The organism is Brevibacillus sp. WF146 (assembly GCF_001673705.2).
Taxonomy (GTDB): domain Bacteria; phylum Bacillota; class Bacilli; order Brevibacillales; family Brevibacillaceae; genus Brevibacillus; species Brevibacillus thermoruber.
Genome location: NZ_CP109943.1, coordinates 4,103,106 through 4,120,188 on the forward strand (window position 1 = coordinate 4,103,106; position 17,083 = coordinate 4,120,188).

The following is a 17,083-nucleotide window of genomic DNA, read 5'->3' on the forward strand; positions in this document are numbered from 1 at the left end:
CTTTTCTCTTAGTGTTTTCTCGTCATGACGCCTGCCAGGAACGTGAGGATCACGTGCAGCGCCGTTCGAACCGTCGCCCGGCGCGGGTCCTGCAGGGGATCGATGCAGACCACGTCGAATCCTTTGACCTTCGGGTTTTGGCCAAGCAGGTACACAGCGTCGAGGAGCTGCCACGACGTCATGCCAGCCGGCACCATGGCCGGGACACCCGGTCCGAACGCCTGATCCAGCACGTCCATGTCCACCGTCACGTAGATGGCGTCCGTGCCGTTGCCGGCGATCTCCATCGCCTTGTGAATCAGCGGCTCGATCCCTTCCCGGGCCACCTGCCGGGCGGTAAACTGGGTAATGCCCTGCGAAACCGCGTATTCCTGGTACGGTTTGGAGTTGGCAAAGCTGTGAATCCCCACTTGGGCGATGTGCTGCCCTTCCACCGTGCCCGATTCCAGTAGGCCGCGGATCGGAGTGCCGTTGGTCGGTCCGCCGTCTTCCAGATTCCGTACATCCATATGCGCGTCAATTTGCACGATGCCCACCTTTCCGGCAAACCTCCTTTTAAACGCCTTGACCGACGGGCAGGTGATGGAGTGGTCTCCCCCTGCGATGATCGGGAGCAGGTCGGGCAGCGATTCGTAGACATTGGTCAGCGCCTGCTCGATGTTGGCGTGGCAGCGGTACAGGTCCGTGGGATGCATCTGGATGTCCCCCAGGTCGCCTGCCCGCAGCTCCTGAAGGTCGACGTCGTAGTCGATGCTGTACGTCGTCACAGTGGGAAACAGTTCCCGCAGCGCATTGGGCGTCATGGACGCCGCCGACACGCTGATCGACGTCTTGGAGAGCGGCACGCCGATAAACCCGATGTCGACCGGTTCCTCCCCGTCCCACGGCGTCAGCCACTGGGACACTTTGGTCTCATACCGGTCCCGCCAGTTGGACCGGCGGACCAGTTCCGGAGGATTCAACAAATCAATCCTTTTTTTCAATAAAACCCCTCCTTGTATAACAACGATCCAGCCTTTAGCCACCGAGATACGCTTTTTTCACGATGCCCTGCTCCTTCAGTTCTTCAGCCGTTCCGTGGAAACGGATCTCCCCGTGCTCCAGGACGTAGCCGCGATCGGCAACGGAAAGAGCCATCGTCGCATTTTGCTCGACCAGGAGGATCGTCATGCCCTGCCGCTTGATCTGCCGGATCGTCTGAAAGATGTCTTTCACCACGATCGGCGCGAGCCCCATGGACGGCTCATCCAGGATGAGCAGACGCGGCTTCGCCATCAGCGCCCTGCCGATCGCCAGCATCTGCTGTTCGCCCCCGCTCATCGTGCCGGCGAGCTGGTCTTTGCGCTCGGCCAGGCGGGGAAACAGTCCGAACACGGTCTCCATCTCCCGCTCCCGTTCCGCTTTGGACGCCTTGCGCGAATACGCGCCCATCAAGAGGTTGTCGGTGACGGTCAGCTTGGGAAAGACCCGCCGCCCTTCCGGCACCATTACGATCCCTCCCTGCACGATGCGGTGGGTGGGAACTCCATTTAATTCGTTCCCGCCGTAACGGATCGAGCCCTTGGCCGGGAGCACCCCGCAGATTGCGTTGAGCGTCGTGGTCTTGCCCGCCCCGTTGGAGCCGATCAGCGTCACCACCTCGCCTTCCTCGACGGAGAGCGACAGGTCGCGCACGGCGTGAATGCTCCCATACCAGACATTCAGCTTGTCAATGTGCAGCACCGCTGGCCACCTCCTCTCCCTCTTCCTTGCCGATGTACGCTTCGATCACGGCCGGATGGGAGACGACCGCCTCCGGCACGTCGTCGGCGATCTTCACCCCGTGGTCCAGCACGGCGATGCGGTCGCACAGCCCGACAACCATGGAGACGTTGTGCTCGATGAGAATGACGGTCGTTCCCTGCTCGCGGATACGGCGGATGAGATCCGTCATCTCCCGCACTTCCTCGGCGTTCATGCCGGCGGTCGGCTCATCCAGAAGAAGCAGCTTGGGCCGGGAGACGAGCGCCCGGGCGATTTCCACCCGCCGCTGGCTGCCGTAAGACAGGTTTCCCGCCTGCTCGTGCTCGCAGCCCGCGAGTCCGACTGTCTCCAGCATGCGCAGGCTTTCTTCCGTCACCATCCGCTCCTCGTCCCGGGCGGAACGGAGGCCCAGGATCGACGCCCAGAGCCCGGTGCCGGTTTTGTGGAACATCCCCACCTTCACGTTGTCCAGCACCGTCTCTTCCTTCAACAGCCGGATGTTTTGAAAGGTCCGGGCGATCCCGCACCGGGCGATGCGAAAGGGACGCAGCCCCTGAATCTCCCGTCCTTCAAACGCGATCGTGCCGGCGTCCGGCTTGTAAATGCCCGTCAGGATGTTAAAAAATGTGGTTTTTCCTGCGCCGTTGGGGCCGATGAGCCCGACAATTTCTCCCTGGCGGACCTTGAGGCTGACGTTGTCCACCGCCGTCAATCCGCCGAACCGCTTGGTGATCCCCTGCATGTCAAGCAACCCGATCACCGCCTTTGTCCAAGGGTTTGACCGCTGACCGGCGGATGTTCACCAGCTTTGTGCCGTTTTTGCCGAACAACCCTTTCGGCCGGTACCGCATGATCAGCACCATGAGAATGCCGTACAGCATCATTTTGTAGGTGTCCAGGTACTTCGGATCGACGAGTTCGAACTCAAAGAGCCGGAACATCTCAGGCAGCATGTACAAGAGCGTAACCCCGAAGAAAGTGCCGAAGATGCTGCCCAGCCCTCCCAGCACCACCATGCTCAGCACCGTGGCCGAAACGGTGAAGCCGAATGATTCGCCGCTGATAAACGACACCTTGTGAGCAAACAGCGCTCCGGCCGCTCCCGCGTAGGCACCTCCAATGGCAAACACCAGCACCTTGTAATACGTCGTGTTGATGCCCATCGACTGCGCCACCGTCTCGTCCTCGCGGATTGTCATCCAGGCCCGGCCGATGCGCGACCCGGTCATCTTTTTCATGATGACCACGGCGACAATCAGCACAACCGTTACCAGAAGCAGGTACCCGGTGTTTTTCAGCGGTGTCCCGAACAGGGAAGGAGCCGGGATCGAGTCAATGCCGTAGGCCCCGCCGGTGATATCCGCGTTCTTGAAGAAGGACTGGGCGATCAGCCCGAGCCCGAGCGTGGTGATCGCCAGAAAGTCTTCCCGCACCCGCAGGCTGGGAAGCCCAAACAGCGCGCTGATGAGGAAGGTGACGACCACGGCGGCTGCCATGGAAAGCCAGGCATTCCACCCGTACGTCACGGACAGGATGGCGGAGGTGTAGGCGCCGATGCCGTAGAACGCGGCGTGCCCCAGCGACACCTGTCCGGCGTAGCCCGTGATCAGATTCAGCCCCAAACCGAGCAGCAGGTAGATCATCCAGAAGACAACAATGTCAACGTAATAGGGGTTGAAGAGATCGTCCATCGCGACCACCTACACTTTCTCCACGTGCTTGCCGAACAGTCCGGACGGCCGCACCAGCAAGATCAGAATCAGGATCACAAACGCGATCGCATCTTTGTCGACGACCATCCCGGTCATGAAACCGTCGCTAAGCGATTCCACGATACCGAGGATCAGGCCGCCGGCGATGGTCCCCGGGATGGACCCCAATCCGCCGAGGACCACCACGCAGAACGCTTTCAGCCCGGGAATCGCCCCCATCGTGGGAAAGAGCGCGTTAAAATTCCATGCGACCAGCACGCCCGCAGCAGCGGCCAGCGCCGATCCGATCATGAACGTCACCGACACCACGCGGTTGACGTTTACGCCCATCAGCGACGCCGCCCGCATGTCCTGGGCAGCCGCCTGGATGGCGATCCCCATCCGGGTACACTTCAGGAACGCGTACAAGAGTCCCAGGCCGATCAATCCGGCCAGGATGATGAACAGTTTCACGTTGGTAAACGTGACCGATTCCGTCAATTGGATGACGGACACCTCGACACCCGTCTCGGGAAACGCCTGGGTATCGGAGGTGAAGATCACCTGGAACAGGTTTTCGAGGAAAATGGCAACACCTACGCCGCTGATCAAGGTGGCGATGGGATGGGCTCCCCTGAGCGGCCGGTAGGCAATGCGCTCGACCGCCACGCCGGCCAGAGCAGCCGCCGCCATGGCAAACAGGATGGCAAGGGCAAACGGCAGGTGCAGATACGTGATGGCAATCATCGCCGCAAACGCGCCGACCATGTAAATGACGCCGTGAGCAAAGTGGAGCAGCTTCAACACCCCGTACACCATGGTCAGCCCCACGGACACCAGAATGTAGATAAAGCCGAGCGCCACTCCGTTCAGGATTTGCTGTGCCAGCACCCGTCTCACTCCTTTCAAGCCGAGAGTCAAAGCTGAGAGAAAAAAGGGAGGACCAACGGGCGATCCTCACCTGCATAAAACACCAAGCCGAAACCCTCACGAAACGATCAGTTAGTCGTACACCTTGGATTTGACAAACTGGAACGTGCCGTCCTTCACCGTCATGAAGATGACCGGCTTGATCACCTCGTGATCAGGGCCGAACGTGATCTTGCCCGACGTGCCCTCGAAGTCTTTCGTCTCGTTGATCGCTTTCGCCAGTTTCTCGCGGTCCGGGCCCGCTTTCTTGAGCGCCTCAAGAATCACCATGGCGGCGTCGTAGCTTTGCGAGGAAAGCATGTCCGGTTCGCCCTGATGCTTTTCCTTCCACGCTTTCACAAACTTCTGCACGACCTCGCGCTGGTCGGCGGTGTAGAACGAAGTGGTGAAGACCGAACCTTCCGTATTTTCCTTGCCGAGCTCCAGGTACTTGGGCGAATCAAACCCGTCCACCCCGAGCAGTTGGGCGGTGATGCCGGCTTCCCTGGCCTGCTTTACAATCGCGGCCGCTTCGTTGTAGTACCCGACGATGTACAGGGCATCCGGGTTGGCTGCCTTGACCGCGGTCAAGAGAGAGCTGAAGTCCTTGTCCCCCATCTTGAACGGGCGGTCGATGACGATGTTCGCCCCCCGTTTCCCCGCCTCTTCCTTGAACGCGCCGAAGATGGACTTGCCGTAGTCGATGTCCACGTACAGCACGGCGAACTTCTTCTTGCCCAGGTCGTTGACGGCGTAATCGGCCATTGCTTTTCCCTGGATCGGGCCGGTGTAGATGATCCGGTTTACGTAGTCCCCGCCTTTGGTAATCTCCGGGTGAACCGCATACGCGACTGTCATGGGCACTTTCGCTTCCTGTACCTTGGGCGCTACCGTCTTCGAGGGTCCGCTGTACGCACCTCCGACGATCGCCACCACCTTGTTGCTGTTGATCAGCTTTTGCACCGCTTTGAGCGCTTCTTCCGGCTTGCCCTGGTCGTCTTCCGCAACCAGTTCCACCTTTTTCCCGTCAATCCCGCCTGCGGCATTGAACTGCTCAACAGCCAGCAAAGCGGCGTCACGGCTGTGCGTCCCGTCCGTCGCTGTCGGGCCGGTCAGCGGGCCGAACCAGCCGATTTTGATCGTGTCGCCACCGCCGCCAGAACCTCCTGTGCCGCCGCTGCCGGAACCGTTCCCTCCGCAAGCGCTTACAATCAGAGCCAAACTTACCAATCCCGTCAGCAACAACGAACCTTTTTTCAAGCTCACGCGACCCCCTTGATCGTTATCTGACAACTTCCCCTACTATGAATTATCTGTGTCTTCTGAAATGTCGTCATCTCGTATTCTACTGGATTGATTGGGCCTCTCCACTAGGCGATATTGTCAACTGTTAGCACAATTTTGCTCGGCGGTAGGCGGCGGGGGAACACTTCGCGTACTTTTTAAACGTCCGGGTAAAGTAGTTGGCGTCCTGAAAGCCGACAAAAGACGCGATCTCCTGGACCGTGCAGTCCGTCGACTCCAGGTAGTACATCGCTTTTTCCACCCGCTTCCTGTTGAGAAAGTCGATCGGGCTCATGCCTGTCTCCCGCTTGAACAGGCGGCTCAAGTGATACACACTGACGCAGCAATATTGTGCTATTTCTTCCAGCGTGATTTTCCGGTGAAGGTTTTCTTTCAGGTATTGGACGGCCTTGCGAATGACCGGCGAAACTGCGGTCAGGTCGTTCAGCTCCATGTACGCTGCCAAGCGGCGGGCGTATTGGCATACCTTCTGCACGAACTTGTCGTACCGGATGGTCACGTACAGATCCTGAATGAACCTGGCGTTTTCCGACAGGATGAGGGCCGCATTGGCCCCCGAATCCAGCACCTGACGGGACATCGTAATCACCAGTTCGACCGCTTCCGATTTGAACATGTTCACGTCATGGCGGTACGTCTGCGCCATTTTGTCGAGCAGCGCCCGCAGAGACGCGACGGTTCCCTCTTCATCGCCGATCCGAAGGCGGGCGACCAGTTCCGCCCGCTCTGCCGACGCGAGCGGCGAATGCCAGCCGCCTTCCTGTCCCTGTTTCTTTTCATAGTGAAAAATGAGCGCGTTGCCTTGAAAAAACCGGTCCACCATGGACTCTTTCGCCTCTTCGTAGGAAAAGTACAGCATGTAGGGGTTGTCGTAAAAGCCGCCGATCCCGATCGATACGTTCACCCCGCGCTTCTTGCACCGCTGCTGAATCTGCCGGGCGATCCGGCCGGTGACCTGCCGGAATCCCGGCTCCTGCGGGGATTGCAGCGCCAGTTCCACCAGGACCGCGAGAACGCCCTCGGCCACCCACACCCAGACAAACGGTTCGGTGACCGCCTCGCACACGCCTTCCACCACCTGATGGCCGATCTCCATGCGCCAATGAAACGGCTTGCCGATCACCAGATCGGTATAGCGGTCGATCGAGACCACCATCACGACCTGCGGATGCACCCAGATGCCGAACGATTCCTGCATCTCCTGAAAACTGCCTTCGTGCACCAGCGTCCCCGACAACAGCAGATGAGAAAACGTCGCCTGTGCAGGGTCTTGCTTCATTTTGCTCCCTCCTCGCCCCGGACTGCGGTTGTGGCTCGGGCATGATCCGTGAACCGTACCCGCAGCCGCCGCTCGTATCATTTCTCGTGTGAGTTACATTATGAGACTTTTCTGTATCGAGTACGTACAATTGTGTATGGATGCAAGGAAGTTGCTGCCCAAACACACATACTGCGTATGGGGACGGTGCAGTCAGGACCATGAAGAAGCGAAGCACAAGGAACAAACAGGCTAAAACGAACAAATGGGCAAGGGCGGGTGTGCACATACTCTTCTGGTGTTTTTCCCTTCTCCTGGCTTACTTGTGGATTTCATTGGAAGACGCCGGGGAATCCGGTCAGTTTGTCTCCTCCACAAAAACAACCCCCGTACGACATTCCGTCGCACGGGGGTTGTTTCGTTCGGCCGCGTTATTTTTTCGCGCCTTCTCTGTACTTGTTCAGGAATTCCTGCACCTTTGCCGGATCTGCTTTCAGCTCATTCCCGGTTTTCACGAGCGGGCTGAGGGTCGAGAACGCTTTGATCTTATTGTTGTTGTAGAACTGCAGGATTTCGTCCTGGTTGATCGAGTAAAGCACAGCCTTTCTCAGGTCCTCGCTCTTGGCGACTTCCCGATTTTTGGTGTTGAACAGCAGATACGTCACGCCGTTGCTCGGGATGGTTTGCAGTTTCAGCTTGCTGTCGCCTTTTACAATGTCGTACTTCGTTTCCGGAACGCTGTAGTACACGTGAATCTCACCGCTGCGCAGCGCGGAAAGCGCGCTGTCTGCATCCTTGATGAAGCGGACGATGATTTTCGCGATTCTCGGCTCATGTTCGGTTCCCTTCATGTAGCCGGGGTTTTTGTAGAAGACGGCCTCATAGTCGTTTTTGTAGGCCAGAATATACGGACCGCTTGCATACAGCGTGTTGTTGTACTTGTCGCCTTCGGTTACCGTGTTTTGATCCCCGTACGGGATATCCTTGTTTTTGTCGAACGTCGCGACGTCATACGTATTGATTTTTTCGACCTGCTTCTTGGACACGATCCCTGCCGATTGGTGCGCCAGGTAGTTCAGGACTTGCGGGAACGGTTCGGTCGTGGTCAGTTTGACCACCTGATATTTGCCTGCCTTGTTGTTGGCCTGATTTTTGTCGGCCACCAGTGCGGAAATCTTCGTTTTCAATCCCTTTTCCAGCGCTTCCTTTACGGTTTCGCTGCCGCCGGCTGCCTTCACGGCTTCCAGCGCTTTCAAGTCGGTTACGATCTCGACGTTTTTGATATGCTCATGCAGCGTGTACGTGCGATGATCCGGTACGGAATTTTTGTCTTTCGCCCGCAGCAGGGAGAAGACAACGTCTTCCGCGCCTACGCGCTCGCCCGAATCAACGGCCACCTTGTTCTCCACTTTGGCGAAACGGATATCGTCACGAAGAATGAAGTAGTATTCCGAATTCCCCTCGGCGATGCTGTGGTTGAGCGACAGCGAGCCTTTGGACGTAATCACGTCGTCATCGGTCAGGTTGACCAGGCGAACGTACATATTGGTGTTGATCATGTTGATGGACCCGTCGTTGCCTTTGATCGGGTCAAGCGACGTCAACGTGGAAGACGCTTGCTGCAGAACCAGAGGCGTGCTGTCGCGCTTGGACTTGTCGACAAAATCAAGTTCTTCCCACGGCAGGGAACGGGACTTGGACAGCCGGATCGATTTCTCGTCGACGACTTCCTTGTTGAACGCCTGGCTCTTCAACGAATTGTACAGCGGTACGATATAGGCTTTGTCGGTGACAAGGCGCTGCTCGAATTTTTTGTAGGTCTCGATAAATTGTTCGGGGGTTTGCGTCGCGGCTTCATCAATCAGCTTGTCGATCTCCGGATCGGACAGGATGCTGTAGTCGCCGCCGGATTTGAACAGGGAACGCACCGCATAATCGGGGTTGCCGGTGACGGTCGTCCAGCTCGACAGGGCAATGTCAAAATTGCCGGCATCTTGTTGAGCCTTGAAGCTGCCGTAGTCCGGTTGAATGTTCAGCTTGACGGTAAAGCCGTTTTTGGCGAGCTGGTCCCGGATGATGTTGATGTCGGATTCGCTCGTGCTCTGTGCGAGCAATTCAATCGTGATGCCGGACGGATTGCCTGTCGTGTTGGCGGAGGGGTTCGTGCTGTTCCCCGCGGCGTCATTCTCTGTCTGCACGCTGCAGGCGCTCATGGTGAGCATGAAAGCGAGCCCCAGGCCGAATAATGAACGTTTTTTCATGTTCTCTCCTCCTGGACATGATCGGTTTGATTGTATGGATAATCCGCGTGGGACGGATCACGAAAGGGAGATATTCCTAGTCCGTCTTGGGATCAAGCGCGTCCCGCAGCCCGTCTCCCAGAAAATTAAAGGACAAGACCAGCAGCATGATGGCCAGCCCCGGATAAACAGCCAGGTACGGGTGGGATTCCAGGTACGTGCTTCCCAGCTTCAAAATGTTTCCCCACTCCGGAATATGCGGCTCTACGCCGAGTCCCAAGAAACTCAGGCTGCTCGTGGAAATGACGGCGCTGCCGATCGTTAATGTCGATTTGACGATCATCGGCGCGAGCGCGTTGGGAACGATGTGCTTGAAGATAATGGACAAGTTCCCGGCGCCGAGCGCCCGCGCGGCTTCTACAAACTCATAGGTAGAGACTTGCAGGACATTGGCCCTCATGGTTCGGGCATAGGTGGGGATCGCCCCTGCGCTGAGCGCCACAATCAGGTTGACCGTGTTCGCGCCGAACGCGGCGATAATCGCAATGGCGAGCAGTATGCCCGGAATGGCGTACAACATGTCAAGAAACCGCATGATGAGGTTGTCAGTGTGCCGGCCGTAATAGCCGGAAATCGCGCCGAGAATGCCTCCGACTACCAGCGGGATTGCCGTGGAGACGACCCCGACCATCAACGAGATCCGGGCGCCGAACACGATTCGTGAAAACAGGCATCTGCCGAAATTATCCGTACCGAACGGATAAGCCAGGCTGGGGGATTGAAGGATCGCCCCGTAATTGTTGTTGATGGCGACTCCGTAGCTGAACGTAAAGTAGCTGCAGACGGACAGGGAAAACAGAAAAATGATAAAGAACAACCCCAACATCGATGTGGTATGTCGGGTGAGCCGTTCCCACACGTCTTCCCATTTTGCCGCAGCCGGACTGCCGTGTTGACGAATGCCGGCGAGAAGGTTCAGTCCCAGCAGCAGCGCAAACAGATTGCCGGTTGCCGCAGTCAGGATGAGCGGATAGGCCAGATATTTCAACCAGGAAGGAACATGAGGTCCCCTCACATATTTCGAGACGAGCAGGAACGCGACCAGATGAAAAAGAGCGATCGCCAGCAGAACGAACATGGCAGCCAGGAACGTATTGGCGACATACGGTTTGAACAGATTCAATGCCGATACGGCTATCACAAACAGCCCGGTAAGCACCATGTACACGGCAAAGGTGTAGGCGGGTGTTTTCTGTTTTTTTATCAAGGTAAAGGCAGATGTGACCACAAACAGATTTCCCGTCAGAATACTGAGCAATTGCACATAGCCAAACGCTCTCGTCGCGTTTTGAATGGCACCGTGAGCCAGGATGTCTTTTTTGATCATGGCCGTGATGATGACCTGCAAAACGGTAAAAACAGCGTAGGCCGCAGATGCGGCGAAACCATAAGGATGAACGGTATGGTTGGTGAAGTCATAGCTGTTCAGCAGCAGGATCACCGTCAGGGTCAGCGACAGAATCCAGGCAAAACTGGCCTGACTGTATTCCTGGGAGGCTTTCAGCTTGAACTGGTTTTCTTGTTTGACAGCATACGTCGTACTCATGATTGCACCCGTTTCAGTTTTGTTTCAACTTGGACCGGATTCTGGGATCGAAAAAGGCGTATAACATGTCGACAACCATGTTGACCAGCGAAATGGTGATCGCCGTATACACGACACCGCCCATGATGCCGGGAATATCGGGGATGAATTGCTTGTCTACAATATAGCTGCCGATTCCGCTGATATTGAACACTTTTTCCGTCACAGATGAGCCGCCCAGCATACCGCCGAACTGCAGGCCAATGACGGTGATGATCGGGATGATCGCATTTCGCACGGCATGCTTCAGCAGCACCTGTCGTTGGCTCAGGCCTTTCGCTCTGGCGGTCAGGATATAATCTTCATGCATAACCTCCAGCGTGGCGGATCGCGTCATTCTGGCTACGGCGGCCGTTAACCCCGTTCCCAGCACAACTACCGGCATGATGATGGACAGCCAGTTTTGCGGATTGTAGCTTGCCGGCAGCCAGTGGAGCTTGATCGAGAACGTCAAAATGAACACAAGTCCCTGCCAAAAGTTTGGAATCGACAAGCCGATCAAGGCGACAAACATAAACGTATAGTCAAAGAACGTATTACGCTTCACGGCGGAAATGATCCCCATCGGCAGGGCGATCGCCATGGCCAGCAGCAGCGAAAAGACCGTCAGCGCAAGCGTGATCGGGAACTTTCTGGCGATGGTCGACGTAATCTCTTCGTTGCCGGCAAACGATTTGCCCAGATCAAACGTGAAAATGCCTTTGATGTTGTGCCATAGCTGAACGAGATAAGGCTGATCCAAGCCGTACATGCTATTGAACGCGGCAATCTGCTCGGCCGTAGCCGTTTCCCCCAGGATGTTGGCGGCTGGATCAAACGGCGACAGATACAAAATCGTAAAGACGATGACGGCCACGCCCAGAATGACGAACACGCTCATGACCAGTCTCTCCACAACGTATTTCAGGTACGGATTGCGATAGAGAAACAGCAGCACATACATGAGCAAGCCCGGAAGAAACGATGCCAGCAAAAATACCGGATGCTCAATGAGTGACGTGAACGTGTCGACAAAGCTCACTCTCTTCTGCTGGCCCTGCTGCAGCTTCTGCTCGGTTCGCTCCTTGATCGCCGCCCGAAACTGTGCTTCCGTTATCGTTTCCACTTGTCTGTTCAGTTCCCGCTGACTGACTTGCTGTCCGAAGAAACGGTGCTTTCGCAGCAGCTGCTCCATAATCTCCGCGCGCAGTTCATCCTTGTAACCGGACGCCATCAGTTCGCGTGTGGTGTTGGCCAATTCGGACGAGTAGGGGTCCGTTTTTCGCTTGTATACATGCACGAGCCATACCGCAAGATGAACGGGAGCCCCCAACAGCAGGAGCAGATAACGGTACGGAGGATCTGCGAACATTTTGCGGTAGGTTGCGCTGATGATGGCCGTCAGATTCGTTGCCTCAAACGTTCTGGTTGCTTCTGTCCCCACAACCTTCCAGCCCCCTGATTCCCAAAATTGCATAATCCCGATATGTTTAGTATATTTTATGGTAGCATTTGTTCATAGTCAATAGCAGGTGAGAGAAAAGATGGAGCCCATTTTGCAAGTAAAAGAGTTGTCCGTATCCTTTCAATCCCGCGGCGAGGAAGTTCAGGCCGTGCGCGGCGTAAGTTTCGAGATTCACAAGGGAGAGACGTTGGGCATTGTAGGCGAATCGGGAAGCGGCAAGAGCGTGACTGCCCGCTCCATTATGCGGCTGCTCCCTTCTCCCCCTTCCTTTATCAAAGAAGGCGAAATTGTTTTCCTGGGCGAAAACCTGGTTCACAAAACGGAAAAGGAAATGGAACACATTCGGGGACGGGACATCGGCATGATTTTTCAAGACCCGATGACGTCCCTGAACCCCACCATGACAATCGGAACGCAACTAGCGGAGAGCTTGATCAAGCATCAGCATTTGTCGAAAAAAGAGGCGGAAACGCAGGCCATGGACATGCTGAAACTGGTCGGCATCCGAAACAGCGAAGCCCGTTACCATCAGTACCCGCACGAGTTTTCCGGCGGCATGCGGCAGCGGGTGATGATTGCCATGGCACTGGCCTGCCGTCCCGCCCTGCTGATTGCGGATGAACCGACGACGGCGCTTGATGTCACCATCCAGGCCCAGATTTTGAATCTGATGAAAACCATGCAGCAGCGGTTTGGTACGTCCATTCTGCTGATCACGCATGACCTTGGCGTCGTGGCCGGCATGTGTGACCGCGTTGTCGTCATGAAGGACGGGGAAATTGTCGAGACGGGAACGACGGAAGAGATTTTTGCCAATCCCCGTCATCCGTATACGTTGAAATTGTTACACGCGCTTCCGCGTTTGGATGAAAAAAAGAAAGCGAAACCCGCCCCACTCGTTTTGACCAGGTCGGACAACGACCGGCCGTTCATCGAAGTCAGGTCGCTCAAAAAATATTTCGACTTGGGAAAAGGGAATATCCTGAAAGCGGTCAACGGCGTCAGCTTTCACATTAACCGGGGGGAAACATTGGGCGTCGTGGGCGAATCCGGCTGCGGCAAATCGACGACGGGACGCACGATTTTACGTTTGCACGAGCCGACCGGCGGAGAAGTGCTGTACGATGGGATGTCGATTAACCGGCTGTCCGCGAAGGAAATGAAGATCATGCGCCGTTACATGCAAATGATCTTTCAGGACCCGTACGCGTCGCTGAATCCCCGGTTGAGAATTTTGGATATTATCGGCGAAGCGCTTGATGTGCAAAAACTGGCGGGGAGCAAGCTGGAACGGCAGAAGCGGGTCGAGGAATTGCTGGACATGGTCGGGCTTGATCCCTCTTTTGCCATGCGTTATCCGCACGAGTTCTCGGGAGGACAGCGCCAGCGAATCGGAATCGCCCGTGCGCTTGCGGTCAATCCCCAATTCATTGTGTGCGACGAGCCTCTCTCCGCTCTCGACGTCTCGATTCAGGCGCAGGTCGTCAAGCTGCTGGAGGAGCTTCAGCACCGTCTCGGTCTTACGTACCTGTTCATCGCGCATGATCTCTCGATGGTCAAGCATATCAGCGACCGCGTAGCCGTTATGTACATGGGGAAAATTGTCGAGCTGGCCGAAAGCGAAGAGCTGTATGCCAATCCGCTGCACGACTATACGAAGACATTATTGGCGGCCATTCCGGTTCCCGATCCGCGGATTGAGTCGAAAAAGAAAAGAGTGCTCATGGACGAGCAGGATGAAGGAGACAAGTATAATCTGGAGCATTCCGAGCTTGTCGAAGTGTCCAAAGGACATTGGGTGGCCCTTCCCACCAAGTGATTTCCGCGTGAGCGCGGCAGCAGGGGGCTGTACGGAAAACACGGCAGACATGATCAGGTGTGAAAATTCCCTGCATGAAAGGCATTCAGCGTGTAGACAACGAGTACGAGTCTACACGCTGTATATTGCCATACATATTTTTGCAAATCTGCGAATCAATATCTCTCTTTAGAATGAGGCACTTCATAAGCTTTTTATCAGCTTTTCAGCCTTGATATCTTTTTTCATTTCTAGATTCGCATTCTTATAATCTGACCAAGATTCCAAAATAATTCTTGGTTCCGCTTCTATGATGTCCTTGGCTTTCTCCAAATCGCCTTGCTTGAACGCATGAATAATTGCGATTAAATCCTGACGATCTAACAATTTTACGTGATTGATGCCAGCTAACGTTTCACATGAAGTTGTGAAACTGGTTGACGCAATCACAATAGACTTTTTGGCTTTGTAATATCTCATTGAGGAATAGACCTGTTGGACAGCAGCGATTCCAACTGGATTGTTGATATCTTGGCGTTTAGCCTGAATCACGTTTCGTACTCCGGAACGATCCGTGAAAACAAGGTCAGCGCCAAAATCTCCGCTTCCTACCGTCTTATAGACTCCCGTATACCCCAAAGCAACAAAAAGGCGGTAGAGGTACAGCTCGAATTCATGACCATCTGTCATCTTGTCAATATCTTTTATATCGATTTTTAACGGGTCAAAATCTTTTTGCACAGGGATAGGAAACTTCTTTGAGCCAAATATTTTGGAACCGGCAATAAACATAATCATAAAAACAATCACAATGATGGCTAAGATGGAATAAAACATGCTTCCTCCGAAACTCCTGCTAATTGCTCGTTTTTTCGACAATCAATTCCTTGAATGTCCTTATTACGTGCTATCTCATCTCTAAGACTTCCGCCAAAACGTTGAACAGTCTGCTTTATCCCGAATGTTAAATTCAATGATTTTCGCAAGCAGATCGTAATGGACCGGCTTATTCCACGGGATTCGAAACAATCCCTTGGTAGCGCTGTAGCCAGCCTGTGCAATCTCATCGGCAAACCGCGCAATGCCCGCTTCTTCTGGTGAAACGCTTAAATGCTGCTTCGCTGTGGAAAAGGCGATGATAAATGTGCCGTGGTCGGTAAACATGGGCGTATTCCACTTGATATGCGGTTCCAAATTGGGGAATGTATTGGCAACCCACGCCAACACTTCCTTTGTCCGCTCACGGTGGTCGGGGTTATCAATGCCTGCCAAATACGTTGCAAAAACTTCCATGCGGCTGCCTCCCATCATCATGTCGTGCAACGTACTCCAACTTGCCTGTTAGCGTTATGATTGCCGTCAGTCTCACACGTTATGTCCAGCCGAAAACATTATAAACGTCGACCACCAGGCAGCGATGCCACCGATTTATTAGAACAAGAGAGGGAGCAGGATCACTTGATTGATGACGTGCGTAGAGATATGTCCGAGCATCGCATATGCTAATCCATGCTTCCAATATAAATAGCCGTATCCAATCCCCGGCAAAAAGTTGAGCAGCAACGTACGGGTGACAGACAGCGGGCTTACACCAAGCATTTGTGCAGTCGCCGGAAGATGTCCAGCCGCAAACAGGAGCGCGGCGACGACAATACCCGCTATGTAAATTCCGTTGCTATTCGCAGATCTCGTCATTTTGCTGGCAATCCATATAATGAGCGTCATTAGTCCGAACCGCAGCAGTATTTCTTCAATGATGCCTCCGTATAATACACTGCCAAGAAAATAAAGCCAGGAGAATGCAAATTTCTCATCCAGTCCCAACGCTTCGGCAAATACAAGCTTTTCCGGAATGGCGATCAAGCAGGCAGACAAGAGTCCGATGGCTACTGCCGCGGCAATGCTTTTTCTGTTATACATAAAAGGTTTGTTCAAACCTACTTTTGGCGAAGCCCACAAACCTGCCATCGTGGCAATCCCCGCCAATACTGCTGTTTGCAGCATCGCCACGATGATCATGACGTTTTTTGACCCCAGTTTGGCGACAATTTCCCTTTCCATTTCAGGCGTTAACGACATGACTTGATATGCGCCTATCACCGCACCTGCCACCAATCCTAAAATGAATACAGCGATTACGTTTTTCATCGTTACCATCTCCCAACAATCTCATCGCATGGCGTTCCTTCACATGCCCCCGCAACAAGATTTGATTACATGCCATATCCTCAGGTGAGGTGAGTTGCAGCAGCCATTGAAGTCGCTTACGCCCATTTTGTCATATATTACCTCCATAAAGCAATTCCAGACTGGGAGCCTGCGTTACATACGCGCCCGTTCGTTTATGGCCTAATCATGCAATCCCTTTCCGTTGAGAATATGCTGCACATATTTTTCAATCCGTGACTCACGCGTTTTGGATTGTTTGGGTTTAGAAAAATAAAGAATGTATGCTCTTTGCCGTCCCGGCGTCAATGCTTCAAAGGCAGTTTTCAAGGCAGGCATTTCAGCAAATTTCTTTTGCAGTTCTTCAGGAATGGTGAGTTCTGCCTTCTTGCTGCCATCCACTTTCAAACCGGCTTTTTCCACTTCAATCGCTTCATGAATATAGGCTTTCAAGATGGGTTCCATCTCGATGATTTCTTCCACGTTGGTGAAGCGAATCTGACGCGCCGCCTGTACATGTTCCGTTTGTCGGATGAGAATCCCGTGGGCATCCTGCAGCAAGGCCCCTTTGTGAAACAGCAGCGCACAATATTCTTTAAATCCATGTATGAGAACTACGTTTTTCTTCTCATACGTGTAACAAGGATGCATCCACTTAAATTCTTCGGTCAGCCCACAGTCAAGAACGATATTGCGCAACGTCTCATATTCTGCCTTCCATTTTGTTGCTTTCCTGATAAATTCATCAACTTTCGGATTCATTCTACTGCTAGCCATGAAGAACACCCCTTCTTCAATGTTTTGATCACTTCTGCCCGTTAGTTTCATCCTTTCCGTCAGTCTGACACGTTATTTGTCAGTCGGAAATGTGATAATTTTCGAAC

The 17,083-nt window shown here is 54.3% G+C and carries 15 protein-coding genes; 1 reads left to right on the forward strand and 14 read right to left on the reverse strand.

Annotated elements, in window-relative coordinates; genetic code table 11:
• Positions 1–8: 8 nt before the first annotated feature.
• The 10 genes from A6764_RS20330 to A6764_RS20375 form a co-directional block, all read right to left on the reverse strand.
• Positions 9–983, reverse strand: coding sequence for an agmatinase family protein (locus tag A6764_RS20330; protein ID WP_051967997.1), 975 nt, complete (start codon positions 981–983; stop codon positions 9–11).
• 34 nt (positions 984–1,017) lie between these two features.
• The gene (locus tag A6764_RS20335) at positions 1,018–1,722 is read right to left on the reverse strand and encodes an ABC transporter ATP-binding protein (RefSeq protein WP_029100751.1); all 705 of its coding nucleotides are present in this window, start codon (positions 1,720–1,722) and stop codon (positions 1,018–1,020) included.
• On the reverse strand, positions 1,709–2,485 hold the full coding sequence (locus tag A6764_RS20340) for an ABC transporter ATP-binding protein (RefSeq protein ID WP_413541999.1): 777 nt from the start codon (positions 2,483–2,485) through the stop codon (positions 1,709–1,711). Before A6764_RS20340 ends, A6764_RS20335 begins: the two co-directional genes overlap by 14 nt.
• Before the next feature lies 1 nt (position 2,486).
• The gene (locus A6764_RS20345) at positions 2,487–3,434 is read right to left on the reverse strand and encodes a branched-chain amino acid ABC transporter permease (protein WP_065067732.1); all 948 of its coding nucleotides are present in this window, start codon (positions 3,432–3,434) and stop codon (positions 2,487–2,489) included.
• Between the two features lie 9 nt (positions 3,435–3,443).
• Positions 3,444–4,325, reverse strand: coding sequence for a branched-chain amino acid ABC transporter permease (locus A6764_RS20350; RefSeq protein ID WP_029100754.1), 882 nt, complete (start codon positions 4,323–4,325; stop codon positions 3,444–3,446).
• Between the two features lie 111 nt (positions 4,326–4,436).
• On the reverse strand, positions 4,437–5,603 hold the full coding sequence (locus A6764_RS20355; protein ID WP_083989872.1) for an ABC transporter substrate-binding protein: 1,167 nt from the start codon (positions 5,601–5,603) through the stop codon (positions 4,437–4,439).
• Between the two features lie 130 nt (positions 5,604–5,733).
• The gene (locus A6764_RS20360) at positions 5,734–6,927 is read right to left on the reverse strand and encodes a helix-turn-helix domain-containing protein (RefSeq protein ID WP_065067707.1); all 1,194 of its coding nucleotides are present in this window, start codon (positions 6,925–6,927) and stop codon (positions 5,734–5,736) included.
• Positions 6,928–7,337: 410 nt separating this feature from the next.
• Positions 7,338–9,167 (reverse strand): ABC transporter substrate-binding protein, encoded by a 1,830-nt coding sequence (locus A6764_RS20365; protein WP_065067706.1) that lies wholly within the window; start codon positions 9,165–9,167, stop codon positions 7,338–7,340.
• Between the two features lie 76 nt (positions 9,168–9,243).
• Positions 9,244–10,752, reverse strand: a complete 1,509-nt coding sequence (locus tag A6764_RS20370; protein WP_065067705.1) for an ABC transporter permease — start codon at positions 10,750–10,752, stop codon at positions 9,244–9,246.
• Positions 10,753–10,765: 13 nt separating this feature from the next.
• Positions 10,766–12,142: an ABC transporter permease gene (locus A6764_RS20375; RefSeq protein ID WP_141669740.1), complete on the reverse strand. Its 1,377-nt coding sequence runs from the start codon at positions 12,140–12,142 to the stop codon at positions 10,766–10,768.
• A gap of 172 nt (positions 12,143–12,314) precedes the next feature.
• Between A6764_RS20375 and A6764_RS20380 the strand changes: the two genes are divergently transcribed.
• Positions 12,315–14,054, forward strand: coding sequence for an ABC transporter ATP-binding protein (locus A6764_RS20380; protein ID WP_065067703.1), 1,740 nt, complete (start codon positions 12,315–12,317; stop codon positions 14,052–14,054).
• A 183-nt stretch (positions 14,055–14,237) separates the two neighbouring features.
• Here A6764_RS20380 and A6764_RS20385 read toward each other — a convergent pair whose 3' ends face one another.
• The 4 genes from A6764_RS20385 to A6764_RS20400 form a co-directional block, all read right to left on the reverse strand.
• Positions 14,238–14,825: a restriction endonuclease gene (locus A6764_RS20385; protein WP_413542000.1), complete on the reverse strand. Its 588-nt coding sequence runs from the start codon at positions 14,823–14,825 to the stop codon at positions 14,238–14,240.
• A gap of 126 nt (positions 14,826–14,951) precedes the next feature.
• A complete protein-coding gene (locus A6764_RS20390) occupies positions 14,952–15,326 on the reverse strand; it encodes an iron chaperone (protein ID WP_029100763.1) in 375 nt (124 codons plus the stop codon).
• A 138-nt stretch (positions 15,327–15,464) separates the two neighbouring features.
• Complete coding sequence (locus A6764_RS20395) at positions 15,465–16,181, reverse strand: CPBP family intramembrane glutamic endopeptidase (RefSeq protein WP_065067702.1); 717 nt, start codon at positions 16,179–16,181, stop codon at positions 15,465–15,467.
• 201 nt (positions 16,182–16,382) lie between these two features.
• Positions 16,383–16,976, reverse strand: coding sequence for a YdeI/OmpD-associated family protein (locus A6764_RS20400; protein ID WP_029100766.1), 594 nt, complete (start codon positions 16,974–16,976; stop codon positions 16,383–16,385).
• Positions 16,977–17,083: the final 107 nt, after the last annotated feature.

Excerpts from the sequence above, each read along its gene's own strand:
- A6764_RS20380 (WP_065067703.1), top strand. The coding sequence starts at position 12,315 with ATGGAGCCCATTTTGCAAGTAAAAGAGTTGTCCGTATCCTTTCAATCC.
- A6764_RS20375 (WP_141669740.1), bottom strand. The coding sequence starts at position 12,142 with ATGTTCGCAGATCCTCCGTACCGTTATCTGCTCCTGCTGTTGGGGGCT.
- A6764_RS20400 (WP_029100766.1), bottom strand. The coding sequence starts at position 16,976 with ATGGCTAGCAGTAGAATGAATCCGAAAGTTGATGAATTTATCAGGAAA.
- A6764_RS20385 (WP_413542000.1), bottom strand. The coding sequence starts at position 14,825 with ATGTTTATTGCCGGTTCCAAAATATTTGGCTCAAAGAAGTTTCCTATC.
- A6764_RS20395 (WP_065067702.1), bottom strand. The coding sequence starts at position 16,181 with ATGAAAAACGTAATCGCTGTATTCATTTTAGGATTGGTGGCAGGTGCG.
- A6764_RS20365 (WP_065067706.1), bottom strand. The coding sequence starts at position 9,167 with ATGAAAAAACGTTCATTATTCGGCCTGGGGCTCGCTTTCATGCTCACC.
- A6764_RS20340 (WP_413541999.1), bottom strand. The coding sequence starts at position 2,485 with ATGCAGGGGATCACCAAGCGGTTCGGCGGATTGACGGCGGTGGACAAC.
- A6764_RS20370 (WP_065067705.1), bottom strand. The coding sequence starts at position 10,752 with ATGAGTACGACGTATGCTGTCAAACAAGAAAACCAGTTCAAGCTGAAA.
- A6764_RS20345 (WP_065067732.1), bottom strand. The coding sequence starts at position 3,434 with ATGGACGATCTCTTCAACCCCTATTACGTTGACATTGTTGTCTTCTGG.
- A6764_RS20360 (WP_065067707.1), bottom strand. The coding sequence starts at position 6,927 with ATGAAGCAAGACCCTGCACAGGCGACGTTTTCTCATCTGCTGTTGTCG.
- A6764_RS20390 (WP_029100763.1), bottom strand. The coding sequence starts at position 15,326 with ATGGAAGTTTTTGCAACGTATTTGGCAGGCATTGATAACCCCGACCAC.